General features: G+C 59.5%; 20 protein-coding genes and 1 pseudogene. 12 read left to right on the top strand and 9 right to left on the bottom strand.

Annotated features, from left to right (window positions below):
* Positions 1-219: 219 nt before the first annotated feature.
* From D882_RS0104655 to glnA, 4 genes are all read right to left on the bottom strand, one after another.
* Positions 220-840, bottom strand: coding sequence for a DUF4124 domain-containing protein (locus D882_RS0104655; protein ID WP_027922161.1), 621 nt, complete (start codon positions 838-840; stop codon positions 220-222).
* Complete coding sequence (locus D882_RS0104650) at positions 837-1346, bottom strand: DUF4124 domain-containing protein (protein WP_027922160.1); 510 nt, start codon at positions 1344-1346, stop codon at positions 837-839. Before D882_RS0104650 ends, D882_RS0104655 begins: the two co-directional genes overlap by 4 nt.
* A 26-nt stretch (positions 1347-1372) precedes the next feature.
* Positions 1373-1789, bottom strand: coding sequence for a cupin domain-containing protein (locus D882_RS0104645; RefSeq protein ID WP_027922159.1), 417 nt, complete (start codon positions 1787-1789; stop codon positions 1373-1375).
* Positions 1790-1969: 180 nt separating this feature from the next.
* Positions 1970-3376: a glutamate--ammonia ligase gene (gene glnA, locus D882_RS0104640; RefSeq protein ID WP_027922158.1), complete on the bottom strand. Its 1407-nt coding sequence runs from the start codon at positions 3374-3376 to the stop codon at positions 1970-1972.
* A gap of 330 nt (positions 3377-3706) precedes the next feature.
* On the opposite strand from glnA, the gene thiI reads away from it, so the two are divergent.
* Positions 3707-5161 (top strand): tRNA uracil 4-sulfurtransferase ThiI, encoded by a 1455-nt coding sequence (thiI, locus tag D882_RS0104635; RefSeq protein WP_027922157.1) that lies wholly within the window; start codon positions 3707-3709, stop codon positions 5159-5161.
* A 139-nt stretch (positions 5162-5300) separates the two neighbouring features.
* Entirely contained in the window at positions 5301-7121 is a 1821-nt protein-coding gene (gene typA, locus D882_RS0104630) for a translational GTPase TypA (protein ID WP_027922156.1), read from the top strand.
* A 210-nt stretch (positions 7122-7331) separates the two neighbouring features.
* Here the strand turns inward: typA and D882_RS0104625 are convergent, their stop codons facing one another.
* Positions 7332-7772 (bottom strand): YkgJ family cysteine cluster protein, encoded by a 441-nt coding sequence (locus tag D882_RS0104625; protein ID WP_027922155.1) that lies wholly within the window; start codon positions 7770-7772, stop codon positions 7332-7334.
* Between the two features lie 260 nt (positions 7773-8032).
* On the opposite strand from D882_RS0104625, the gene D882_RS0104620 reads away from it, so the two are divergent.
* The 5 genes from D882_RS0104620 (at position 8033) to D882_RS0104600 (ending at position 17518) form a co-directional block, all read left to right on the top strand.
* A complete protein-coding gene (locus tag D882_RS0104620; RefSeq protein WP_027922154.1) occupies positions 8033-10483 on the top strand; it encodes a glycogen/starch/alpha-glucan phosphorylase in 2451 nt (816 codons plus the stop codon).
* A 221-nt stretch (positions 10484-10704) separates the two neighbouring features.
* On the top strand, positions 10705-14283 hold the full coding sequence (locus D882_RS0104615) for a DUF2339 domain-containing protein (RefSeq protein WP_027922153.1): 3579 nt from the start codon (positions 10705-10707) through the stop codon (positions 14281-14283).
* Positions 14280-15653: a DUF3999 domain-containing protein gene (locus D882_RS0104610; protein WP_027922152.1), complete on the top strand. Its 1374-nt coding sequence runs from the start codon at positions 14280-14282 to the stop codon at positions 15651-15653. The genes D882_RS0104615 and D882_RS0104610 overlap by 4 nt, the downstream gene beginning before the upstream one ends.
* A gap of 248 nt (positions 15654-15901) precedes the next feature.
* The gene (locus D882_RS0104605; protein ID WP_027922151.1) at positions 15902-16912 is read left to right on the top strand and encodes a class 1 fructose-bisphosphatase; all 1011 of its coding nucleotides are present in this window, start codon (positions 15902-15904) and stop codon (positions 16910-16912) included.
* 3 nt (positions 16913-16915) lie between these two features.
* On the top strand, positions 16916-17518 hold the full coding sequence (locus tag D882_RS0104600) for a DUF924 family protein (RefSeq protein ID WP_027922150.1): 603 nt from the start codon (positions 16916-16918) through the stop codon (positions 17516-17518).
* A 115-nt stretch (positions 17519-17633) separates the two neighbouring features.
* Here the strand turns inward: D882_RS0104600 and D882_RS1000000133465 are convergent, their stop codons facing one another.
* The 3 genes and pseudogenes from D882_RS1000000133465 to D882_RS0104590 form a co-directional block, all read right to left on the bottom strand.
* On the bottom strand, positions 17634-18398 hold the full coding sequence (locus tag D882_RS1000000133465; protein WP_370694726.1) for a methyl-accepting chemotaxis protein: 765 nt from the start codon (positions 18396-18398) through the stop codon (positions 17634-17636).
* A gap of 93 nt (positions 18399-18491) precedes the next feature.
* Positions 18492-19514: pseudogene (locus D882_RS1000000133460) on the bottom strand (cache domain-containing protein); the annotation flags it as partial.
* Between the two features lie 110 nt (positions 19515-19624).
* Positions 19625-19783, bottom strand: a complete 159-nt coding sequence (locus D882_RS0104590; protein WP_155953701.1) for a hypothetical protein — start codon at positions 19781-19783, stop codon at positions 19625-19627.
* A gap of 25 nt (positions 19784-19808) precedes the next feature.
* Between D882_RS0104590 and D882_RS0104585 the strand changes: the two genes are divergently transcribed.
* Together D882_RS0104585 and D882_RS0104580 are read left to right on the top strand one after the other, a co-directional pair.
* On the top strand, positions 19809-20063 hold the full coding sequence (locus tag D882_RS0104585) for a hypothetical protein (RefSeq protein WP_027922147.1): 255 nt from the start codon (positions 19809-19811) through the stop codon (positions 20061-20063).
* Positions 20064-20094: 31 nt separating this feature from the next.
* Positions 20095-20664, top strand: coding sequence for a lipocalin family protein (locus D882_RS0104580; RefSeq protein ID WP_027922146.1), 570 nt, complete (start codon positions 20095-20097; stop codon positions 20662-20664).
* Between the two features lie 120 nt (positions 20665-20784).
* Here D882_RS0104580 and D882_RS0104575 read toward each other — a convergent pair whose 3' ends face one another.
* Positions 20785-22149: a formimidoylglutamate deiminase gene (locus tag D882_RS0104575; protein WP_027922145.1), complete on the bottom strand. Its 1365-nt coding sequence runs from the start codon at positions 22147-22149 to the stop codon at positions 20785-20787.
* A gap of 146 nt (positions 22150-22295) precedes the next feature.
* Between D882_RS0104575 and hutC the strand changes: the two genes are divergently transcribed.
* The 3 genes from hutC (at position 22296) to hutU (ending at position 25709) form a co-directional block, all read left to right on the top strand.
* A complete protein-coding gene (gene hutC / locus D882_RS0104570) occupies positions 22296-23006 on the top strand; it encodes a histidine utilization repressor (protein ID WP_172825957.1) in 711 nt (236 codons plus the stop codon).
* Positions 23003-23569, top strand: a complete 567-nt coding sequence (locus tag D882_RS0104565) for a HutD family protein (protein WP_027922143.1) — start codon at positions 23003-23005, stop codon at positions 23567-23569. Before hutC ends, D882_RS0104565 begins: the two co-directional genes overlap by 4 nt.
* A 451-nt stretch (positions 23570-24020) precedes the next feature.
* Complete coding sequence (hutU, locus tag D882_RS0104560; protein WP_027922142.1) at positions 24021-25709, top strand: urocanate hydratase; 1689 nt, start codon at positions 24021-24023, stop codon at positions 25707-25709.
* Positions 25710-25819 lie beyond the last annotated feature (110 nt).

The raw sequence follows: 25819 nt of genomic DNA, 5'->3' as shown, positions 1-25819 counted from the left end.
TTGGAGCGGAGCATGCGCGAGAAACAAGCGCTGATGCGGGGAAAATGCAAAAACCAAACCAAGGCTCCGAAAAGAAGCAATTAAGGCCTGAAACGGGCGTTTGACGCTCGTTTGCGTGGCGTTCTGCCAGCTTTCCCGGGTACTTTCGAACCAAAATGGGTTGCGATGTGGGTACGGTGCACCCTATTGCACCAATATAGTGCGCAAACCTGAACGGCGTTAGAACAAACGCAGGAACGGATTTTTTTCTTCTTCCGGTTTGTCTTCGAGGGGGCATTCCGGCCGTTGGCCGTAGTCGGCGAGGGTGCAGGGTTTGACCCGGCGTTGTTGCGCGAGTGAGGTGCGCAGCATGTGGAAGGGCTGGTTGGCGGTGCGTTCGACGGTGCGGCCTTGTTCGTCGAGGATTTCCACTGACAGGTTGTGGCTGCCGCGATCGATATTGGTCAGGGGAAATACAGGACTCAGGCCAGGTTCGGCGGTGGGTTGGCCGTCGAGTAGCAGGCGGTAGCGATGACCCGGTTGCAGGCGGGGTTCGTTGGTGACGCTGACGATAATTTCGCCGGCATTGCTGCGGATTGTCGCGTCTGGTTCTGGCACCAGTATGCGCAACAAGTCGTAGTGAAACAGCGGTTGCTCTTCGGGCGGATTCGCGGCAATCAGCGGCTTCGCAGCCGTGGGCTGGGCAGCCATGCGATTGCTGGTCGGCAGCGGTACGCGTTTGGCGTTGCCGTGCTGCGGCTGGTCGGTGAATGCGCGATTGCCTTGTGCGTCGAGATAAGTGAATACCTCTGCTGTCGCAGGGAAGGCGATCAAGCTGGCGATCAGCAGCCACAGCCTCACGGCTTGTGCACCCGTTGCACGGTGAATGTCACGGTCGGACTTTGCTGAAGGGCATCCTCGCCATCAACCACCTGTACCGCCAGGCTGTGCTCGCCGCGGTCGATGTTCACCAGTTGCAGGATCGGCACATTGCTTGATTGTCCATACGGTTGTCCATCCAGCAGCAATCTCAGCAGGTGCGGCGCTTTCAGGCGCGGTTTGATCAGGACGCTGACGGTGAAAGTGCCATTGTTGGCACGCAGGGCCTCTTCGGTGGGCAGGCCGGTCAGTTGCAGTACCTCATAGGTGCGGTGTGGCTGCTGATGGTTAACGGTATCGGTAGGCGGTGCGGGAAGCGGCGGGTGCTCAATATTATTGAGCGGCGGCAGTTCTACCGGTTGGGCCGTGACGCCATCGGGCGGTTGATTGCTGTAGGCAGTGTTGCCGTCGGCGTCGGTGTATTTGTAGATTTGGGCCATCACGGGAAAAACGAAGGACAGCAGCAAAAGCATTAAAAGTGGCTGCATTCAGACTCCCTGTGAGCAGCAAGGATTTACTCCGACAGTGGAATACCTTCGCTGCCAGCATAGAACACAATCAGCTCTACCGGTTCATCACCGGTGACCCCGCGATGGGCGATATCGACCATTTCCGCCACGGCTTCACCTTGTTTGACGCGTCTGGTCTGGCCGTTGTCCTTGTTCTCGATCATCAGCTCGCCGGAGAGGACATAGCCCGTATTGGGCATGGCGTGGGTGTGCCAAGGCAGTTGGGTGTTGGCGGGTATCTTGAGTCTGAGCACTGTCAGCTCGGGTGTCGCATCCGGGTAGCGAGCGTAAGGTGTGTCATCCCACGATCGGCTGCTTTTGAGCAGGACTTCTCGTTCGATTTCCATGGTGGTTGTGGTGCAGCTTTGAAGGGCGAGGGCGCAGAGAGCGACCAGTGATGTCTTTAGCGTAAGGGTTTTCATCGATCCATCCTTTGAGTTCGGGCAGAGGACAGGCTACGAGTCATTAAAAGTGGTTGATGCCGGACGATGCTGCGTGCGCCCGAGGAGATGGCGAATTTCATTGTGGGAAATTGCCCCAACAAAAAAGGCCTCCCGAAGGAGGCCTCTTTTTGTCACGCTGCGTGTCGCAGCGCTACCGGATCAGCAGCTGTAGTACAGCTCATATTCCAGTGGGTGTACGAAGGTGCGGACCTTGATTTCTTCTTCGCTTTTCAGAGCGATGTAAGCGTCGATGAAGTCATCGGAGAACACGCCGCCTTTGGTCAGGAACGCACGACCTTTGTCCAGCTCTTCCAGGGCTTCTTTCAGGCTGCCGCAAACTTGTGGGATCTCTTTCGCCTCTTCAGGCGGCAGGTCGTACAGGTTTTTGTCAGCAGCATCGCCAGGGTGGATCTTGTTCTGGATGCCGTCCAGGCCAGCCATCAACAGTGCAGCGAAGCCCAGGTACGGGTTGGCTGCTGGATCCGGGAAGCGGGCTTCGATACGGCGAGCGCGAGGGCTGGACACGTAAGGAATACGGATCGAAGCGGAACGGTTGCGAGCCGAGTAGGCCAGCATTACCGGTGCTTCGAAACCTGGGACCAGACGCTTGTAGGAGTTGGTCGACGGGTTGGTAAAGCCGTTCAGTGCCTTACCGTGCTTGATGATACCGCCGATGAAGTACAGGGCGGTGTCGGACAGGCCGGCATAGCCTTCGCCAGCGAAGGTGTTCTTGCCATCTTTGGCGATGGACAGGTGAACGTGCATACCCGAACCGTTGTCGCCGTACAGAGGCTTAGGCATGAAGGTCGCGGTGCGGCCGTATGCATCAGCAACGTTGTGTACGCAGTACTTCAGGGTTTGAACTTCGTCAGCCTTGGCAACCAGGGTGTTGAACTTCACGCCGATTTCGTTCTGGCCAGCAGTCGCCACTTCGTGGTGGTGAACTTCGATGACCAGGCCCATTTCTTCCATGGCGTTGCACATGGAGGTACGGATTTCGTGGTCGTGGTCGAATGGCGGAACAGGGAAGTAGCCGCCTTTGACGCCTGGACGGTGGCCACGGTTGCCGCCTTCCACGTCCTGGTCGGACATCCACGAACCTTGTTCGGAGAAGATTTTGAACATCGAGCCAGAGATGTCGGACTTGAACTTCACTTCGTCGAAGATGAAGAACTCAGGCTCCGGACCCACAAATACGGTGTCACCGATACCGGTCGACTTCAGGTATTCCTCGGCACGCTTGGCGATCGCACGTGGGTCGCGGTCGTAGCCTTGCATGGTCGAAGGCTCGATCACGTCGCAAACCAGGATCAGGGTCGGCTCTTCGGTGAACGGGTCGAGTACGGCAGTGCTGTCGTCCGGCATCAGGATCATGTCGGAGGCTTCGATGCCTTTCCAGCCAGCAATGGAGGAGCCGTCGAACATTTTGCCTTCTTCGAAGAAAGCGTCATCCAGCGCGTCGCGAGCCGGCATGGTCACGTGGTGCTGAGTGCCTTTGGTGTCCGTGAAGCGCAGATCAATCCACTTGACGTCATGATCTTTGATGAGTTGAACCGACTTCGACATAGTGTCCTCCGGGTGGCTTCGGGCTTAGTAGTGGATGCCCTTGGAATGTGGGTGATGCCGGCGCGAATACTCTGCCAAGGCAACCTGCCTCACAAGGGAGCAAATTGCATGCCAGTGCCCCACCATGGGTTTTTTGCCCCAATTTCACGCTTATAAAGGCACAAAGCGTCTTCAGGTGAAAAATCTCGCCCTACAATGTAGCGTTAAAATCCATAAATGACCTGTTTTGGTGCGCGCAAAACCTTCTGCACATTAACTGGTTAAACCTTGAGCAATTTCCGCTATAATCCGCGCCCCCCTTTTTCGGCTGGCCCAGCGCGCGCTGTTTTCATGAAACTAATCGTAAAAGTCTTCCCCGAGATCACCATCAAGAGCCGCCCGGTACGGATGCGTTTCATCCGCCAATTGGCTAAAAACATCCGCACCGTGCTCCGCGACCTGGACCCGGCCGTGGTGGTGAACGGTGTGTGGGACAATCTCGAGCTGGAAACCCGCGTCAGCGAGCCCAAAGCCCTGAAGGAGATGACCGAGCGCCTGAGCTGCATGCCGGGCATCGCGCATTTCCTGCAGGTCGATGAATACCCGTTGGGCGATTTCGACGACATCGTCGCCAAGTGCAAGCAGCACTTCGGTGAGTCCCTGGCCGGCAAGATCTTCTCGGTGCGCTGCAAGCGTGCCGGCAAGCACGAATTCAGCTCGATGGACGTCGAAAAATACGTCGGCAGCCAACTGCGTCGTCAGTGCGGCGCCGCCGGAATCTCGCTGAAAGAGCCGGAAATCGAAGTTCGCATCGAAATTCGCGACAAACGGTTGTTTGTGATCCACAGCCAGCACAACAGCATCGGCGGTTATCCGCTGGGTGCACTGGAGCAGACGCTTGTGCTGATGTCCGGTGGCTTCGACTCCACCGTGGCGGCGTACCAGATCATGCGTCGTGGCCTGATGAGCCATTTCTGCTTCTTCAATCTGGGCGGAAGGGCCCATGAACTGGGCGTCATGGAAGTCGCGCACTTCATCTGGAAGAAGTACGGAAGCTCCCAACGCGTGTTATTTGTCAGTGTGCCGTTCGAGGAAGTTCTGGGAGAAATTCTCGGGAAAGTCGATAACAGTCATATGGGTGTAGTTTTGAAGCGTATGATGTTGCGCGCTGCTTCCCGTATTGCTGATCGGCTGGACATTGAAGCGCTGGTCACCGGTGAAGCGATTTCCCAGGTGTCGAGCCAGACGTTGCCGAACCTGTCCGTGATCGACTGCGTGACCGACAAGCTGGTCTTGCGTCCGCTGATCGCCAGTCACAAGCAGGACATCATCGACCTGGCCAACGAAATCGGGACTGCCGACTTCGCCAAGCACATGCCGGAATACTGCGGGGTCATCTCGGTGAACCCAAAGACCCACGCCAAGCGTCCGCGCGTGGAGCATGAAGAGAAAGAATTCGACATGGCGGTCCTTGAGCGTGCGCTCGAGAACGCCAAACTGGTCCCGATCGATCGCGTAATCGACGAATTGGGCCAGGACTTGCAGATTGAAGAAGTCAGCGAAGCGCTGGCGGGGCAAATCATCATCGACATCCGTCACCCGGATGCCGCTGAAGATGATCCGCTGGCCCTGGCTGGTATCGAGGTACAAGCGATGCCTTTCTATGCATTGAACGCTCGTTTCAAGGAACTGGACCCTACTCGCCAGTACCTGCTGTATTGCGACAAAGGCGTGATGAGTCGCCTGCATGCCCACCATTTGCTCAGTGAGGGGCATGCCAATGTGCGCGTTTATCGACCGAGCTAAGAGCCCGGGGCTGTATGCCTGTGGCCTGCGTCACCGGCCCCCCGACTCTGCCGTCAAGCTGTAACGGCAAGGCCTGACTCTACTGTTAATCGCTGCCAAGACTTGTCAGCACACCGAATCCTCTGATCGAGATACACAAGTGATCGAAAATCTACGCAACATCGCCATCATTGCTCACGTTGACCATGGTAAAACCACCCTGGTAGACAAACTCTTGCGTCAATCCGGCACCCTGGAGCGCAACGAGCTCAACGACGAGCGCGTGATGGACTCCAACGACCAGGAGAAAGAGCGCGGTATTACCATTCTGGCGAAAAACACCGCCATCAACTGGAACGGCTACCACATCAACATCGTGGACACCCCGGGCCACGCCGACTTCGGCGGCGAAGTTGAACGCGTAATGTCGATGGTTGACTCCGTTCTGCTGCTGGTTGACGCTCAAGACGGCCCTATGCCGCAAACCCGTTTCGTGACCAAGAAGGCTTTCGAAGCCGGCCTGCGTCCAATCGTGGTCATCAACAAGGTTGACCGTCCAGGCGCGCGTCCGGACTGGGTTCTGGACCAGATCTTCGACCTGTTCGACAACCTCGGTGCTACCGAAGAACAGCTGGACTTCAAAGTCGTCTACGCCTCGGCCCTGAACGGCATTGCCGGTCTGGAACACACCGACATGGCTGAAGACATGACCCCGCTGTACCAGTCGATCGTCGACAACGTACCTGCGCCGAAAGTCGACCGCGATGGTCCGTTCCAGATGCAAATCTCCGCTCTGGACTACAACAGCTTCCTGGGTGTTATCGGCGTTGGCCGTATCGCTCGTGGCCGCATCAAGCCGAACACTCCGGTTGTCGCTATCGACGCCGACGGCAAGAAGCGTAACGGTCGTATCCTGAAGCTGATGGGTCACCACGGTCTGCACCGTATCGACGTTGACGAAGCAGCTGCCGGCGACATCGTCTGCATCAGCGGCTTCGACCAGCTGTTCATCTCCGACACTCTGTGCGACCCACTGAACGTCGAAGCGATGAAGCCGCTGACCGTTGACGAACCAACCGTTTCCATGACCTTCCAGGTAAACGACTCGCCTTTCTGCGGTAAAGAAGGCAAGTTCGTGACTTCCCGTAACATCAAGGAACGTCTGGACAAAGAACTGCTCTACAACGTTGCCCTGCGCGTTGAAGAAGGCGACACCGCCGACAAGTTCAAAGTCTCCGGCCGTGGTGAGCTGCACCTCTCGGTACTGATCGAAACCATGCGTCGCGAAGGCTTCGAAATGGGTGTTGGTCGTCCGGAAGTGATCATCCGCATGGTTGATGGCGTCAAGCACGAACCGTACGAAAACGTGACCATCGACCTGCCGGAAGAATCGCAAGGTTCGATCATGGAACAGATCGGTATCCGTAAGGGCGACCTGACCAACATGGTTCCGGATGGCAAGGGCCGTGTGCGCCTTGAGTACAACATCCCGGCCCGTGGCCTGATCGGTTTCCGTAACGAGTTCCTGACCCTGACCTCCGGTGCAGGCATCCTGACCTCGATCTTCGACCGTTACGACGTGATGAAGTCCGGCGACATGTCCGGCCGTCAGAACGGCGTGCTGGTGTCGGTTGCTACCGGTAAGGCACTGACTTACTCGCTGGAAACCCTGCAAGCTCGCGGCAAACTGTTCCTGGGTCACGGTGAAGACGTGTACGAAGGTCAAATCGTCGGCATCAACAGCCGCGACAACGACCTGGGCGTCAACCCAACCAAAGGCAAGAAGCTCGACAACATGCGTGCTTCGGGTAAAGACGAAACCATCGCTCTGGTTCCGCCTATCCGCTTCACTCTGGAGCAGGCTCTGGAATTCGTTCAAGAAGACGAATTGTGCGAAGTCACTCCTAAGTCCATCCGTCTTCGTAAGAAGATCCTGGGCGAAAGCGAGCGTACCCGCGCTGCCAAGAAAAGCGGCAACTGAGTTTCGACTTAGTTAACGCTTAAAAAAACGCCCCCGACCGCAAGGTCGGGGGCGTTTTTGTTTGTCTGGGGTTTGTGCGGTAACTGTGGCGAGCGAGCTTGCTCGCGCTGGGCTGCGTAGCGGCCCCAGATTTTTGCAGCTAGCTGATTTTCTGAGTGCTATGCACTCAGGCGGGAGCAAGCTCCCTCGCCACAGTTCACAGGCTGAGGATCAGAATTTTTCGAGGGTACGACGGCTACTGCTGGTCTCGCGCGCCACTTCCTTTGGCTTGTAAGCGCAATACCCCGGCCGTGGCCCGATTTTCGGGTGATTGCGGCAGGTATCCGGGCGCTTTTCATAAATAGTGCACAGACGGCTCTTACGATCCAGGTACAGGCAATCGTTGTTGCTCATGCGCTGGAGGGTGAAGATCTCGGTCTTCTGGCTGTAGCGTTCGACGATTCCTTCCTTCTGCAGGCGCTTGGCGATGTTCTTCGCCGGCTCGCCGCGTTCGAACTCGTCGACGATGCCGATACGGATCAGATCCTTGATCTTGACCTCGACCGGCAGCGTGCAGCAGCTGGACACGCAGGAACCGCACATCGGCGCAGAGTACTTGGCCCAGGTATCGAGGCGATCGATCTCAGCGGCGGCGATCAGGTTGGGCTTCATCATCGGTTGTTACCAGCTACGTGCATCAGGGCGCGCGATCATACCGGGACTGGTGGATTTTTGAACAACCTTTCGCCAGATTTTTTCTGTATCACCCAAAAAGCACCGTTAATCCGGCACGGCCCCTGCATTGATTCAGGCACACGACAAGGTAATGCCGACCTATCTCGCACTATCAGGAAAAACTGCCGAACCAGAGCCCTCACCGTCTGTCAGACCGTCTAGGCTCAACAACTCCACGCTCGCTCGAGGTCCTATCGATGACTCAAGAACCACTTGTTCGCGAAGCAGAGGTGGCCGCATTCCGCGACGCCGTCTTGACCAAACTCACCTATGCGGTGGGTAAAGACCCGGATCACGCCTTCGACCACGACTGGTTCGAAGCCATCGCCCTGGCGGCGCGGGATCACATGGTCGAGCACTGGATGGACCACACCCGGCAGATCTACCGCAAAGGACAGAAACGGGTTTATTACCTCTCCCTCGAATTTCTTATCGGCCGGCTGCTCTACGACAGCCTGAGCAACCTGGGCTTGCTCGACGTCGCCCGCGAAGCGCTGACCGAACTCGGTGTCGACCTCGAACGCATTCGCCTGCTGGAGCCCGACGCGGCGCTGGGCAACGGTGGCCTCGGTCGTCTGGCCGCCTGCTTCATGGAAAGCATGTCGACCCTGGGCATCGCCGGCCACGGCTACGGCATTCGTTATGAACACGGTTTGTTCCGCCAGGCCATCGTCGACGGCTGGCAGCAGGAACAGACCGAACACTGGCTGGACTTCGGCAACCCGTGGGAATTCGAGCGCCCAGAAGTCGTTTACCCGATCGGCTTCGGCGGCGGCGTCGAAACCGTCACCGATGAAAACGGCAAGACCAAGCAAGTCTGGACCCCGGTGGAAACCGTCCGCGCGATTGCTTACGACACGCCGGTGGTCGGCTGGCGCGGGGCGAGCGTCAATACCTTGCGTCTGTGGCGCGCGCGCGCGATGGAAGATTTGCACCTGGAACGCTTCAACGCCGGTGACCACTTGGGTGCCGTGGCCGAAGTCGCCCGGGCCGAAAGTATTTCCCGCGTGCTTTATCCCGCGGACAGCACCGAAGCCGGGCAGGAACTGCGCCTGCGCCAGGAATATTTCTTCGTCGCTGCCTCATTGCAGGATTTGCTGCGCCGTCACCGCAACATGCACACCTCGGTCCTGACCCTGGGCGACCACGCGGCGATCCAGCTCAACGACACGCACCCCTCGATTGCCGTGGCCGAATTGATGCGCCAACTGGTCGATGTCTACGACGTCGCCTGGGATGCAGCATGGCAAGTCACCGTGGACACGCTGTCGTACACCAACCACACGCTGCTGCCGGAAGCGCTGGAAACCTGGCCGGTCGGCTTGATGGAGCGGATGTTGCCGCGGCACATGCAGATCATTTACCTGATCAACGCCCAACACATCGATTCGCTGCGGGCCAAAGGGATTCACGACTTCGACGTGTTGCGCGCGGTGTCGCTGATCGAAGAAGACAATGGCCGCCGTGTGCGCATGGGCAACCTCGCGTTCCTTGGTTCGCACAGCGTCAACGGTGTCTCCGGGCTGCACACGCAGTTAATGCGTAAAACCGTATTCTCCGAACTGCACAAACTCTACCCCGACCGGATCAACAACAAGACCAACGGCATCACCTTCCGCCGCTGGCTGTACCAGGCCAACCCTGAACTGACGTCGATGATGGTCGATGCCCTCGGGCCTGATTTGCTCGATAACCCCGAAGAGCGCTTGCTCGATCTGGAACCGTTCGCCGAGAAATCCGCGTTCCGAAAAGCCTTCGCCGATCAGCGTCTGCACAGTAAAAAAGCCCTGGCGTACCTGATTCACGAGCGGCTGGGCGTGGCAGTCAACCCGGCGGCGATGTTCGACGTGCAGGTCAAACGGATCCACGAGTACAAACGCCAGTTGCTCAACCTGATGCACACCGTAGCGTTGTATCAGGCGATTCGGGCCGAACCGGAAGTCGACTGGGTGCCGCGCGTGAAGATCTTCGCCGGCAAGGCCGCCGCCAGTTATCACCAGGCCAAGCTGATCATCAAATTGACCAACGACATTGCCCGGGTGGTGAATAACGACCCGACCGTGCGCGGTCTGCTCAAAGTGGTGTTCCTGCCCAACTACAACGTCAGCCTGGCGGAGAGCATTATTCCGGCGGCGGATTTGTCGGAGCAGATTTCCACCGCAGGCTTCGAAGCCTCTGGCACCAGCAACATGAAGTTCGGCCTCAACGGTGCATTGACTATTGGCACCCTGGACGGGGCCAACGTCGAAATGTGCGAACGCATCGGCGCCGAGCACATGTTCATCTTCGGCCTCAGTGCGCAGCAGGTTGAAGCACGCAAACAGAACCATGAGTTCAACGCGACGCCGGATATCGCAGCGTCCCATCGGCTGAGCGACGTGCTGCAAGCGATTCGTGGCGGGGTGTTCTCGCCGGATGATCCGTCCCGTTATACCGGGTTGATCGATTCGCTGGTGGACTACGACCGCTTCCTGGTCTGTGCCGACTTCGACTCTTATTGGGACGCGCAGATGCGCGTTGAAGCCCATTGGCACGACTCCAAGGAATGGTGGCGTTCGGCGGTGTTGAACACCTCGCGGATGGGCTGGTTCTCCTCGGACCGGACTATTCGTGAGTACGCGACGGACATCTGGAAGGCACTGGAGTAACTTTTCGCAATAATTGCGTGCAAGGCCCGACGGTTGTTGGGCCTGGCCGATATACTAAGCACCAGTTTCAGTGAGCGCTGCGCGCTCAATCGCGGGCAAGTCACGCTCCCACAGGTCATCGTCGTTCTTTCGGCTCATGAAAATCCTGTGGGAGCGTGACTTGCCCGCGATGACGTCAGTGCAGACGCCACAAGGCAATGAGCCGCTTAGGGATATCGACCATGCAATGGATTTTCATGCTGATTGGGCTGGTGCTCGGCTGGATACTCGATGAGTCGTTCAGTGATGCGCTGTTGGGCGCATTGCTCGGCTTGGGTATTGGCCAAGCCATTCACATCGCCCGTTTAGGTTCAAAAGCGGCCGAGCAGCACCTTTTGCTGGAGCAGACGCAAGTTGCGCTGAATGCCGTGCAGCAACGACTGACCTTGCTCGAAGTGTCCGGCGTCAAGGCGTCTGAAACCGGCGAACCGATCGCCAGCGAGTCCGTTGCGCCTCCTGAATTTACGCTCGACGAAATCCCTGCCGACAGCCCGGAACTGATCTGGGACCTCCCTGCCGAACTCGAACCGATCACCACTGCGGCGACTGAGTCCAGTCAGCCACTGCCGGCCGATGTCTGGAAACCCGAGCCGGTTGCCCGCGAACCTGCCATCCCGCGCGGCCCTAACTTTATCGATCGCGCCATCAGTGGCGCCCGCGCCTGGCTGTTCGGTGGCAACACTGTGCTGCGGGTCGGTGTGGTGCTGTTGTTCCTCGGTCTGGCCTTTCTGCTGCGCTACGCAACCGAAGGCATGGTGGTGCCGATTGAACTGCGTTACGCCGGGGTTGCGGCGGCAGCATTGGGCCTGCTCGGACTGGGCTGGTGGCTGCGTCATCGCAACACCCATTACGCATTGATGCTGCAAGGCACCGGCATTGCCGTGCTGTACCTGACGGTGTTCGCCGCCATGCGTTTGCATCCGTTGCTTGATCCCACCGCAGCGCTTGGCTTGCTGGTGGCGGTGACGGTGTTCTCGGCCATTCTGGCGATCACCCAGGACTCCCTGGCGTTGGCCTGCGTCGCCGCGCTGGGCGGTTTTGCCGCGCCGATTCTCACGTCCACTGGCGCCGGCAATCACGTCGCGCTGTTCAGCTACTTTGCGTTGCTCAACGCCGGCATCCTCGCCATCGCCTGGTTCAAGGCCTGGCGATTGCTCAACTTGATTGGCTTCGTCGGCACCTTCGGTATCGGTTTCGCCTGGGGCCTGCGTTCCTACACGCCAGAGTTGCTGTGGAGCACCGAGCCGTTCCTGATCCTGTTTTTCCTGATGTACCTGGCCATCGGCCTGCTGTTCGCCCGGCGCAAGTTACTGGAAATGAGCGATGCGCCCGAGGACGACAGTCGCGAGGCGTTGCTGCGCTGGTCGGCGCGTAAAGGTGATTACGTCGACGGCACGATGCTGTTTGGCCCGCCGTTGGTGGGCTTCGGCTTGCAGTTCGCGCTGGTCCAGCACCTTGAGTTTGCCGCCGCGTTCAGCGCATTGGCGCTGGGCATGATTTACATGGGGCTGGCCCGATTGCTGATGGGCGGCCGCGCGTTGTTGGTGGCAGAAACCTGTCTGGCACTGGGTGTGATTTTCGCCAGTCTGGCGATTCCATTGGGGCTGGATGCGCGCTGGACGTCGGCGGCCTGGGCCGTCGAAGGTGCCGGGATTTTCTGGCTCGGCTTGCGTCAGCAACGCCCGTTGGCCAGGGCCTTTGCCTTGTTGCTGCAACTGGGTTCGGCGCTGGCGTTTCTCAGCGAGCTGCGGATCGGCGAAAGCAGCCTGCTCGACGGCGCACCGTTGGGTGCGTTGATGCTCGGCGTGGCGTTGTTGTTCAGCTTCTACCAATTGCGCCAAGCCTCGCCGGAGCACACGGCGCAATGGGAACGCAAAGGGCTGCCGGTACTGGCTTGCCTCGGCCTGATGTTCCTTTACCTATTGGCGCCGTTGTTTTTCTTCACCCACGGTACGGCGATCAGTTGGGCGCTGGCCGGGCTGGCGACGTTGTTTGTCGGTCTGCGCCTGCAATCGCGCACGTTCCTGTTCACCGCGTTTGCTGTGCAATTGCTCGGTGGCGCGTTGTTCCTGCTGCGTCTGCAAGGTGCTGGCGGTGAATCGGCGGCGGTGTTCAGTGCCGGCTGGAGCGGTTTGCTCAGTGCCTCGCTGATCGGCCTGGCGTTGATCGCCGGCATGCTGCTGGCGGCCCGTGATGACATGGTGCGCAGCGACGTGCGACTGCTGCGCGGTTTGTCGGTGGTGTTGCTGGCCGGCCTGGTGCTGATCAATCTGGCGGTGCTGTTCGTGCTGCCATGGCAGACCGCGAGTGCGGTGTGGGCGGCCAGTGGTTTGTTCATCATCTGGTTGAGCCTGTATCTCAAGCAGCGCGTGAGTTTTGTCTTCGGTTTGCTGTTGCAGGTGATTGGCGGCGCGGCGTTCCTGTTTGCCGGGCCGGACCTGCTCGGACCGTTGGCCAGCGAAGGACTGAAGCCACTGGCGCACAGCGGTTTCTGGACGCCGTTGGTACTGGGCTTGGCGGCGCTGGTCGGGGCCTGGCGATTGCAGCTGGGCAACCATGCTTCGGCGTTCGATGTGTTGAGCTTGCAGCGTTTGTCCGAAGTGCTGCTGGTGTGGGGTGCAGGTTGGTGGGCGCTGGCGTGGGTCAGTGAAGTGCTGCGCTTTGCGCCGGTGAATCTGCAAGCGCCGCTGCTGCTGGCGGTGGCGGCCATTAGTGTGGCGCTGTGGACACTGTTGGCACTGCGCTTGAAATGGTCTTCGCTGGGTTTGCTCTGCACCTTGCTGATACCCGCGGCCGGCGTGGTGTTGCTCGCGGCGTGGCATTCGCGTTATCACCCGGCGGCCAGTTTTGGCTGGTTGGCCTGGGCGGCGGTGTTTGTCGTGCATTTCGTTTCGCTGAAACGACTGGCGCCGATGTTGCGGGTGCGCGCGCTCAGCACCGCGCATGTGCTTGGCTGCTGGTTGTTGATCGGTGTGCTGGCGCTGGAACTGCGTTACGGCTTGCTGTTGTTGTCCGAGCAGTACAACGCCTGGCGCTGGTTGGGCTGGGCGATTCTGCCGAGTCTGTACCTGGTGCTGATGGCGGCGCCGCGCACTTGGCCGTGGCCGGTGTCGGCGTATCCCCGCGAGTACCGACTGTATGCGGCGGCACCGTTGGCGCTGCTGATGCTCGGCTGGTTCTGGCTGGCGAACGTGGTCAGCGACGGCACCGCCGAACCGCTGCCTTATGTGCCGCTGATCAACCCGCTGGAATTGGGCCTGCTATGTGCGCTGTTCGGCGTCTACGTCTGGTCGCGCAGCGCGGTGACGCAGCTGGCGGTCCGCAAGGATTACGCCGAACACGCCACGCAATTGATCGCCGGGGTTTCGCTGTTCGTGTTCTTCACTGCGTTGGTGATGCGCACCGCGCACCAATGGGGCGGTGTGCCGTTCGAATTCGATGCCTTGCTGGAATCGATGCTGGTGCAGGCCGGCCTGTCCATCGTCTGGACCCTGATGGCGCTGAGCCTGATGATCGGTGGCCATTTGCGCCATCGTCGCGAGGTCTGGCTGATCGGTGCGGCGTTGATTGGCGTGGTGGTGGCCAAGCTGTTCTTTGTGGAATTGAGTAACCGCGGCGGGCTCGCGCGGATCGTGTCGTTTATCGGCGTGGGTGTGCTGCTACTGGTGGTGGGCTATTTCGCGCCGCTGCCGCCCAAGCGTGCCGAGGCTGTGCCGGAATCTGAAAAACCGGCCCCGGAAACCGAAGGAGTGTCGTCTTGAGTCAGAAGCTGAACCTGGGATGGTTGGGTGCCGTTGCGCTGGGTGTGACGTTGTCAGTCAGCGCCCAGGAGCAACCGGCGGATTTCACCACTCAAGTGCCGTTGTCCGTGAGCGGCGAAGGCCCGTGGTATCGCCTCGAATTGCCGTTGAGCGTGCAGTTGAATGCGCGGCAAACCGACCTGAGTGATGTGCGTGTGTTCAACGCCGCCGGTCAGGTTCAGGCGTATGCCCTGGCGCGGGAATCGGCCCAGACCCGCAAAGATCGCACGCTGACCGACGTGAAGTGGTTCCCGCTGTACAACTCGGCGGATTCCACCGAGCGCGCGCCCAGCGTGCGGGTGCAATCGAGTGCCAACGGCACCCTGGTCGAAGTGCAGCCGTCCAGTCAGTTGGAGGCGGGCGAAGAAGTCCTGCGCGGCTGGTTGCTCGATGCCAGTGGCATCAAGGCGCCGTTGCAGCAATTGGTCCTCGACTGGACCAGCGAGCGTGACGGCTTCCAGCGATTCAGCATAGAAGCCAGCGACGACTTGCAGCATTGGCAATCGTGGGGCGAAGGGCAGGTCGCACGGCTGACGTTTGCCGACGAACAGGTCGAGCAGCATGAAGTCGGGTTGCCGGGGCAATCGGCGCGCTATCTGCGCTTGCTGTGGAATTCGCCGCAATCGGCGCCAGCGCTGACCTCGGCGCAGCTGGAAAGCGCCAGCACCCGCAGCTTGCCGCTGCCGTTGGTCTGGTCTCAAGCGTTGGCCGGCAGCAGCGCGAAGGTCGGTGAATACACTTGGCAGTTGCCGATGGGGCTGAATGTCGAACGGGTGCAGGTCGATCTGAGTCAGCCCAATAGTCTGGCGCCGGTGACGTTGTCGGGTCGCCGCGAGAGCAGTTTGCCGTGGCAGCCGCTGGGCAGCGGTTTGCTGTATCGCCTGACCCAGAGTGGCCAGGACGTGGTGCAAAACGAATTGCAGTTGTCGGGGCAAACCGTGCAGCAGTTGAAGCTGGTGGTGGACGAGCGTGGCGGCGGCCTGGGTGCCGAAGCGCCGACGCTGAAGTTCGCTGTGCGCTCGACGCAACTGGTGTTCCTGGCACGCGGCCCCGGGCCTTACATGCTGGCGCTGGGGAGTGCGACGGTGAAAGCGGCGAGCTTGCCGTTGTCGACGCTGATTCCGGATTACAGCGCGCAGAAACTGGCGACATTGGGCAAGGCAACGGTGGACGGCGGGGCGGTGGTGACGCCGACATCGACGGTGATCACGACGGCAACGGCGGGCACGAGCTGGAAAAAAATCGGGTTGTGGGCGGTGTTGTTGCTGAGTGTGCTGTTCCTGGCAGCGATGGCGTTCAGCTTGCTGCGCAAGCCCCCTGTCAAACCCTGAAAGCGGGTGTTGCGCCCCCATCGCGAGCAGGCGCGTTCCCGCAGTGGATCTCCCGTGTTCATAGGATCCAAGTGGGCGTGAGCCTGCTCGCGATAGCGGTTTATCGGCCGGTAAAAATGCCCGTTTCGAACTACGCTCATCCCGGTGCATGAACTCTCTTGGGCGTATCACGTCTGATAGGAGGAAATGCGCCTCGACTCGCGTTAAACTGCGCGGGTTTTTAGCCCCCCATTCCACCGGAGCCTTCCATGTCCCGCGTTACCCTGAGTCGCTATTTGATTGAGCAGACCCGTAGCAACAACACCCCTGCCGATCTGCGTTTCCTGATCGAAGTGGTGGCGCGTGCTTGCAAAGAGATCAACCACGCCGTGTCCAAAGGCGCATTGGGTGGTGTTCTGGGCAGCATGGGCACTGAAAACGTCCAAGGTGAAGTGCAGAAAAAACTCGACGTGATCTCCAACGAGATCCTGCTCGAAGCCAACGAATGGGGTGGTCACCTGGCCGGCATGGCGTCCGAAGAAATGGACAATGCCTACCAGATCCCGGGCAAATACCCGAAAGGCGCGTACCTGCTGGTATTCGACCCGCTGGACGGTTCGTCGAACATCGACATCAACGCACCGGTCGGTACGATCTTCTCGGTGCTGCGTTGCCCGAACGAATACCTGAGCCAGAACGAGCCTTTGAACGAGAAGGCCTTCCTGCAGCCAGGCACCGAGCAAGTGGCTGCCGGTTACGCGATCTACGGTCCACAGACCATGTTGATCCTGACCCTGGGTGATGGCGTTAAAGGCTTCACCCTGGACCGTGAAATGGGCAGCTTCGTGCTGACCCACGAAGACATCAAGATCCCGACCTCCACTCAGGAATTCGCGATCAACGCCTCCAACCAGCGTCACTGGGAAGCCCCGGTACAACGTTACGTCGGCGAATTGCTGGCTGGCGAAGAAGGCCCGCTGAAAAAGAACTACAACATGCGTTGGGTCGCCGCGATGGTCGCGGACGTGCACCGCATCCTGACCCGTGGCGGTCTGTTCATGTACCCGCGCGACAGCCGCGAGCCGTCCAAGCCGGGCAAGCTGCGTCTGATGTACGAAGCCAACCCGATGTCGTTCCTGGTTGAACAGGCCGGCGGCGCTTCCACCGATGGCCATCAGCGCATTCTCGACATCAAGCCGGACGGCCTGCACCAGCGTGTCGCGGTGTTCCTCGGTTCGAAAGAAGAAGTCGAACGCGTCACGGCTTACCACAGGGCCTAAACCATGACCGCGCCCTGGCAGCCGTTGCTCGATTGGTGGTTCGGTTCTTCCGGATCAGCGAACGAAACAGCGGCCGCCAAGGGCAAGTTATGGTTCGGCAAGCGCAACAGCCAGGACCTCGAAGCGCAAACGCGTTTCGGGGACTGGGTCGAGCAGGCACTGGTCGGCGGATTGACTGACTGGGCGCAACGCCCCGAAGGTTGGCTGGCTCTGGTGCTGCTGCTCGATCAACTCCCGCGAATGATCTACCGCGACACTCCCAAATCCTTTTCCGGCGATCTCAGGGCTCAGGCTCTGGTGGCGCAAGGCATTGCTGCGGATTTTGATCGGCAGCTGCAGCCGATTCAGCGGGTGTTTATTTACCTGGTGCTGGAGCATTGCGAGCATCTGGCGGTGCAGAACGAAGCTGTTTCGCGGTTCATCGAATTGGTGGCGCAGCAGCCGGAGGCTGATCGGGCGGTGTTTGCCGATAACCTGGATTATGCCGAGCGGCATCGGGACGTGATTGCGCGGTTTGGACGGTTTCCGCATCGCAATGCGGTGTTGGGGCGGGCGTCTACGGCTGAGGAAATAGAGTTTCTTTCGGGGCCTGGATCTCGGTTCTGATGCTTCTTTTTTGCTAATGCCGCCATCGCGGGCAAGCCCGCTCCCACAATGATCTCTGTCCACCGAAGATCCCTGTGGGAGCGGGCTTGCCCGCGAAGAGGCCAGTAAGAGCGCCTTAGATTCTGAAGCTACCCACCAACTGCTTCAATCGCGCCGCCTGCTGCTCAAGATCCGCACACGCACGCAAGGTCGACTGCAAGTTCTCCACCCCTTCCTGGTTCAAGGTGTTGATCTCGGTAATGTCGACGTTGATCGACTCCACCACCGCGGTCTGTTCTTCCGTCGCCGTCGCCACTGACTGGTTCATCCCGTCGATTTCACCAATGCGCTGCGTCACGCTGCCCAGGCGTTCACCGGCCTGGTTGGCGATGCCGACGCTGCTTTCGCTCTGGCGCTGGCTGTCGGTCATGGTGCTGACCGCTTCACGGGCGCCGACTTGCAGCTCCTCGATCATCTTCTGCACTTGCTGCGCCGAATCCTGAGTGCGGTGGGCGAGGTTGCGCACCTCGTCCGCCACCACGGCAAAGCCACGACCGGCTTCACCGGCACGGGCTGCTTCGATGGCCGCGTTCAGGGCCAGCAAGTTGGTCTGCTGGGAGATGCTGGTGATCACTTCCAGAATCTGCCCGATGTTCACGGTGTTGCTGTTGAGTGTTTCGATGTTGCCGCACGAATCGCTGATCTTCGCCGACAGCTGCTGCATCGCAGCGATGGTTTTATCCACCACTTGCTGACCGTCCTCGGCGAGGGCGCGGGCGTCGCTCGAATGCTGCGAGGCGAGGGCGGCGTTCTGGGCGATTTCCTGGGCGGCGGCCCCCAGTTCGTTGATCGCGGCGGCCACGCTGCTGGTGCGCGAGGCTTGCTGGTCGGAGTTGAACATCGACGAGTTGGACGCGGCCACCACACGCAGGGCGACTTCGTTGACCTGGCCGGTGGCCGAGGACACTTCGCGAATCGAGGTGTGAATACGTTCTACAAAACGGTTGAACGAGGTGCCCAGTGCGCCGAATTCGTCCTGGCCGTGGATGGTCAGGCGTTTGGTCAGGTCACCTTCGCCTTCGGCGATGTCATGCATCGCGCGGCCCATGGTCAGCAGCGGCTGCATCAGGAAGCTGATCAACATGCCCAGCAACGCGATGATGATCACCACGGCGATGACCATGGCGATGATCGCCGAGGTGCGGAATTCGCTGAGCATCGAGAACGCGGTGTCCTGATCCAGCACCAGCGCCACATACCAGTCCGCCGACGGCACGCCGTTGACGTGGGTGAAGGAGATGAACTGGGTCTTGCCGTCGAACTCGACTTCTTTCATGCCCGGGCTGACTTTCGGCGCGCCGTTCGGGTAGGCATCGGCCAGTCCTTTGAGCACCAGTTTGCTGTCCGGGTGGATCAGGATCTTGCCGTCGGCGCTGACGATGAATGCATGGCCGTGGCCGCCGAAATTCAGCGAGTTGATGATTGCGCTGACGCTGGACAGGTCGATGTCCGCACCGGCGACACCGATCATCTGGCCCTGATTCTTCACGGGCGTGGCGACGGTGATTACCAATTTGCCCGAGGACGCAGCGATGTACGGTTCGGTGACGATGGTCTGTTGCGCGCTGTTGGCCGCCTTGTACCAGCCGCGAGCGCGAGGGTCGTAGTCGGCGGCGCGATTGCCGGCCGGGACCGAGAACATCACCCCGTCAGTGCCGCCGAAATAGCTCAGCTGGAAGTTGCTGGTGTAAGCCGGCAGGTCGATGGCGCGTTTCAGGCTGGCGGGGGCGCTGCCATCCATGGCGATCTGCTGGGACAACGATTGCAGCAACTGAATGCGGCTTTCCAGCCAGGTCTGGATGTTGCTGGTGGTCAGGCTGCCGAGTTCCTGCATCGAAGATTCGGTACTGCTGCGCAGGGTCTGGCGCTGGCGGTAGTCGTTGAACAGGATGAAACAAGCGAATGCAACGGCCACCACGAGGGCGGCAGCCAACAAGATCTTGTGGCTGAACTTCATGTTTCTGGTCATTAAATGAGCTACCGCGGAGGGGCTGATCAACTGGGGGCGTCAATTTGCCACAGTCAGGGCTGTGGGATCCCTCTGTGTCGACTGGCCAGCGCCAAAGATTAGGCGTCTTTTTGCAAAAACTGACGAAATACCCATTTGCGTAAGAAAGTGGCTGATTTTTCGAAAAAAGGCAGACGAGTGGCCTGATAAATAGCGTGACGGTCGGGGAACCAGAAGAGGGTTTTCTCTTCTAAGCTTCTGCTTGGCAGCCATGCCATTCCCCTTCGCTCCAGGAGTTTCACCATGTCGCTGCGATCTATCGCCTTGCTCTCGTTCTGCGTGTTGTTGGCCGCATGCAGCAAGGTCAATCAGGAAAACTACTCGAAACTGTCGACCGGCATGCCTAAGGCCGAGGTCGAAACGTTGTTGGGTCAACCTGCTGATTGCTCGGGCGCGCTCGGTATGTCCAGTTGCACCTGGGGCGACAAAAACAGCTTTATCAGCGTGCAGTACGCCGGTGACAAAGTATTGATGTTTTCCGGCCAAGGCCTGAAGTAAACCGGGGCGTTGCGCCCACGGGAGAAAAACAATGAAGCGGTTCCTGTTCGTACTTTTTGCCGGCCTGGTATTGGCTGGCTGCGCCACTTCTGGCCATGATTCGTTGGCGCCAAAAACGGTCAACAGCGTCAACCTCAAGCGTTACCAGGGAACCTGGTACGAGTTGGCTCGCCTGCCGATGTATTTCCAGCGCGACTGCGCGCAGTCCGAAGCCCATTACAGCCTCAAGCCTGACGGCAACATGGCGGTGTTGAACCGCTGCCTGACACCGCAGTGGCAGTGGGAAGAGGTCAAGGGCACGGCTTATCCACAGGTGTCGGGTAAATTCGACAAACTGTGGGTCGAGTTCGATACCTGGTTTTCTCGTCTGCTGCCCGGTACGGCGAAGGGCGAATACTGGGTGTTGTACGTCAGCGATGACTACAAGACAGCCATTGTGGGCGACCCGAGTCGCAAGTACCTGTGGCTGCTGTCGCGGACCCCGACGGTCAATGGCGTGGTTCGAGAGGAATTGCTGAGCAAGGCGCGTCAGCAAGGTTACGACACCACGCGGCTGATCTGGCGTGCGACGGATACGCAGATGGCCAAGACCTCGAACTAACTGTTTGCAGAAACCCAATGTGGGAGCGAGCCTGCTCGCGAAGGCGGACTGTCAGTCAACATCTCTGTTGAATCTGATGGCCCCTTCGCGAGCAGGCTCGCTCCCACATTTTGTTTGGGGTTAGCCCAGAAGATCGCGCAGGACCTGGGTGAAGGCGCGATTGCTTTCTTCTTCTCCCGCATGACGCCCGTCACGCACGACCCACTGGCCATTGACCAGCACATCACGCACCTGACGATCACCACCGGCAAACAACCAGCGATTCAAAATCCCGTCGCCACTGGCCGTCGCCAGGTACGGATCGTTGCCGTCCAGTACCAGCCAATCCGCACGCTTACCGACTTCCAATGCGCCAATCGGCTGACCCAACGCCTGAGCGCCGCCATCCAGTGCTGCGTCGTACAGCGTGCGACCCACCATCGGCTGCTCCGCGCCATACAAACGATTACGCCGCTGATCTCGCAGACGCTGGCCGTATTCCAGCCAGCGCAATTCTTCCACCACGCTCAACGACACATGACTGTCGGAACCAATACCCATGCGTCCGCCCTGAGCGAGGAAATCCACCGCCGGGAAAATTCCGTCGCCAAGGTTGGCTTCGGTGGTCAGGCATAAACCGGCAATGGCGCGACTCTTGGACATCAGCGTGACTTCTTCCGCGTTGGCGTGGGTGGCGTGAACCAGGCACCAGCGCTGATCGACCTCATTGTTTTCGTACAGCCATTGCAGCGGACGACGACCGCTCCAGGTCAAACAGTCGTCGACTTCCTTCTGTTGTTCGGCAATGTGAATGTGCACCGGGCATTGTTTGTCGCTGGCGGCCAGCACTTCGCTGATCTGCTGCGGGGTTACTGCGCGTAGCGAATGGAAGCACAAGCCCAGCGACTGCGCCGGTTGCTGCGCCAGGATCGGCTGCAAGCGCGACTGAAGTTTCAGGTAGTTCTCGGTGCTGTTGATAAAGCGGCGCTGGCCTTCGTTGGGCGTCTGGCCACCGAAACCGGAATGGCTGTAGAGCACCGGCAGCAGGGTCAGGCCGATACCGGCGGAACTCGCCGCCTGGCTGATACGCAGCGCCAGTTCGGCCGGGTCGGCGTAAGGCTGGCCATTGGTGTCGTGGTGCACGTAATGAAATTCCGCGACCGAGGTGTAACCAGCCTTGAGCATTTCGATGTAGAGCTGACGGGCGATGACGCCGAGTTGATCCGGGCTGATTTTTCCGACGAGGCGATACATCAAATCGCGCCAGGTCCAGAAACTGTCGTTCGGATTACCCGCCACTTCCGCCAAACCGGCCATCGCTCGCTGGAAGGCATGGGAGTGCAGATTCGGCATCCCCGGCAGCAGCGGACCGCTTAGCCGTTCGGCGCCATCTGCATGGGAATCGGCCTGGATATGGGTCAATACGCCCTCGGCGTTGACCTCAAGACGTACATTGTTGGCCCATCCACTAGGCAGCAGCGCGCGTTCGGCAAAGAAGGCGGACATGGTTCAGCACCCCATCGTGTGTTATTTGTATATACATATACAGACGTTTGCCTGCTCGGTAAACTCCGGCAAGCTAGCAACTCTTCTCAAACGAACAAGGATTAACCGTGCCGACTCCGCCCCCAGTGTCACCGTTGGCCGCGAACATGGGCGACAGTCCGGCGCCCTTGTACGCCCGCGTCAAACAGATGATTACCCAGCAAATCGACAGTGGAAACTGGCCGCCGCACTACCGCGTTCCGTCGGAAAGCGAGCTGGTCAGCCAGCTCGGCTTCAGCCGCATGACCATCAACCGTGCCCTGCGCGAGATGACCGCCGACGGTCTGTTGGTGCGCATGCAAGGCGTGGGTACGTTCGTCGCCGAGCCGAAAAGCCAGTCCGCGCTGTTTGAAGTGCACAACATCGCCGACGAGATCGCCTCCCGTGGCCATCGCCATACCTGCAAGGTGATCACCCTTGAAGAAGAGGCCGCCGGCTCCGAGCGCGCTTTGGCGCTGGATATGCGCGAAGGGCAGAAGGTTTTCCATTCGCTGATCGTGCATTTCGAAAACGATATCCCGGTGCAAATCGAAGACCGTTTCGTCAACGCGCTGGTCGCCCCGGAGTACCTCAAGCAGGATTTCACCCTCCAAACGCCTTATGCCTACTTGAACCAGGTCGCGCCGCTGACCGAAGGTGAGCACGTGGTCGAGGCGATTCTGGCCGAGGCGTCGGAGTGCAAATTGCTGCAGATTGAAAAGGGCGAGCCGTGCCTGCTGATTCGTCGCCGCACCTGGTCCGGCCGTCAGCCCGTGACCGCCGCCCGTTTGATCCACCCCGGTTCCCGTCATCGTCTGGAAGGTCGGTTTCATAAATGAGAACAATGGTTTTACGCGCCAAAGATTACCCGCGCATGCCGTGGAAAAACGGCGGCGGCAGCACTGAAGAAATCACCCGCGATGCGGGCGTTGGCCTTGAGGGTTTCGGCTGGCGCCTGTCGATTGCCGACATCGGCGAGTCGGGTGGTTTCTCGACATTCACCGGTTACGAGCGGGTCATCACTGTGCTGCAAGGTGACGGCATGACCTTGCGGGTGGATGGCCAGGACACGCATCCGTTGTTACCGCTGCACCCGTTTGCCTTCAGTGGTGAGAGCGAAGTGTCCTGCACACTGCTCGGCGGGCCGATCCGCGATTTCAACCTGATTTATGCGCCGCAACGTTACAGCGCGCGGTTGCAGTGGCTGGCGGGTGAACAGCGGTTTTTCAGTTCGGCGGGGACCGTGTTGGTGTTCAGCATCGCCGACGCATTGGAGGTGAAAGCCGGTAACAGCGTTTCGCAACTGGGTCGCCATGATTGCCTGCAACTGGACGGTAACACTGGGTTGTTGGAAGTCTCCAGCAATGGCCCATGCTGTGTGATCGAACTGACTGCGCACTGATTCAATATCAAGTCGCCTCTATCGCGGGCAAGCCCGCTCCCACAGGTACGATGATTTCCCTGTGGGAGCGGGCTTGCCCGCGATGCTTTTTGCCTCGCAAAAACTGTTCCCCTGCGCGCACCATCTTGTTACCGAACGCCCCAGCGTGGCGCAAAACCTCGCTCAAGTAACAGCCGTCACCCTTCTGCAACAATCCCCCCGAAAAATTTCATCTCTACCTGAACCCTTGATCTACAAGCGTTCCAGCCCATCCAAAAACTTTCTTGAACACCCATCAAACAAGTTGGCCGCTTGATTGCATATGCTTGTATGTACAAGTAAAGACGTATGCGTATGAGTCGACCGAGACTCTCCGCAGCGTCCACTGATTCGCTTGTGGCGCAACGATGCGCACAGGCTGGCTTGCCCACTGCCAGGGTTGGTTTGAATTGATCGCTGAGGAGTCTTTTTCGTGACTGACAATACCCAGAAACCTACCAAGTTTCGTAACGTTGAAATCCGTGCCGCACGCGGTAACAAGCTGACCGCCAAGAGCTGGCTGACCGAAGCGCCGCTGCGGATGCTGATGAACAACCTCGACCCGGAAGTCGCCGAGAACCCTAAAGAACTGGTGGTTTACGGTGGTATCGGACGTGCGGCACGTAACTGGGAGTGCTACGACAAGATCGTCGAAAGCCTGACCAACCTGAACGACGACGAGACGCTGCTGGTGCAATCCGGCAAGCCGGTCGGCGTGTTCAAGACTCACACCAATGCACCGCGCGTACTGATCGCCAACTCCAACCTGGTGCCACACTGGGCGAGCTGGGAACACTTCAACGAACTGGACGCCAAAGGCCTGGCCATGTACGGCCAGATGACCGCCGGCAGCTGGATCTATATCGGCAGCCAGGGCATCGTCCAGGGCACCTACGAAACCTTCGTCGAAGCCGGTCGCCAACACTACAACGATGACCTGAAAGGTCGTTGGGTCCTGACCGCCGGTCTGGGCGGCATGGGCGGCGCCCAGCCTCTGGCCGCCACTCTGGCTGGCGCTTGCTCGCTGAACATCGAATGCCAACAGGTCAGCATCGATTTCCGTTTGAACAGCCGCTACGTCGACGAACAGGCCAAAGACCTCGACGACGCACTGGCGCGCATCGAAAAATACACCAAAGAAGGCAAAGCGATTTCCATCGCACTGCTGGGTAACGCCGCTGAAATCCTGCCGGAACTGGTTCGTCGTGGCGTACGCCCGGACATGGTCACTGACCAGACCAGCGCCCACGACCCGCTCAACGGTTACCTGCCGGCCGGCTGGACCTGGGAAGAGTACCGCGCTCGCGCCAAGACCGAGCCTGCTGCTGTGGTCAAAGCCGCCAAGCAATCGATGGCCGTGCACGTTAAAGCGATGCTGGATTTCCAGAAAATGGGCATCCCGACCTTCGACTACGGCAACAACATCCGTCAGATGGCCCAGGAAGAAGGCGTGGAAAACGCATTCGACTTCCCAGGCTTCGTACCGGCTTACATCCGTCCACTGTTCTGCCGCGGCATCGGCCCATTCCGTTGGGCTGCACTGTCGGGCAACGCCGAAGACATCTACAAGACCGACGCCAAGGTAAAAGAGCTGATCCCGGACGACGCCCACCTGCACAACTGGCTGGACATGGCCCGCGAGCGCATCAGCTTCCAGGGTCTGCCGGCGCGTATCTGCTGGGTTGGCCTGGGTCTGCGCGCCAAGCTCGGCCTGGCCTTCAACGAAATGGTGCGCAGCGGTGAATTGTCCGCGCCGATCGTGATCGGTCGCGACCACCTGGACTCCGGTTCGGTCGCCAGCCCGAACCGCGAAACCGAATCCATGCAAGACGGTTCCGATGCCGTGTCCGACTGGCCACTGCTCAACGCTCTGCTGAACACGGCGAGCGGCGCGACCTGGGTGTCCCTGCACCACGGCGGCGGTGTCGGCATGGGCTTCTCACAGCACTCGGGCATGGTGATTGTCTGCGACGGTACGGACGAAGCGGCCGAGCGTATTGCTCGCGTGCTGCATAACGACCCGGCGACCGGCGTTATGCGTCACGCCGATGCGGGTTACCAGATCGCGATCGACTGCGCCAAGGAACAAGGGCTGAACCTGCCGATGATTACCGGCAAATAAACAACCCGAGTAGCAGCTGCCGAAGGCTGCGTTAAGGGCCGAAGGACCTTCGTTCCACATTGGAATGCCGGGGTCGCTTCGCAACCCAACGCAGCCTGCGGCAGCTGCTA

Source organism: Pseudomonas sp. URMO17WK12:I12 (assembly GCF_000514395.1).
Lineage (GTDB): Bacteria > Pseudomonadota > Gammaproteobacteria > Pseudomonadales > Pseudomonadaceae > Aquipseudomonas > Aquipseudomonas mucoides.
Note: the sequence above shows the minus strand (reverse complement) of the source record. Positions and strands in the feature narration are given on the sequence as shown.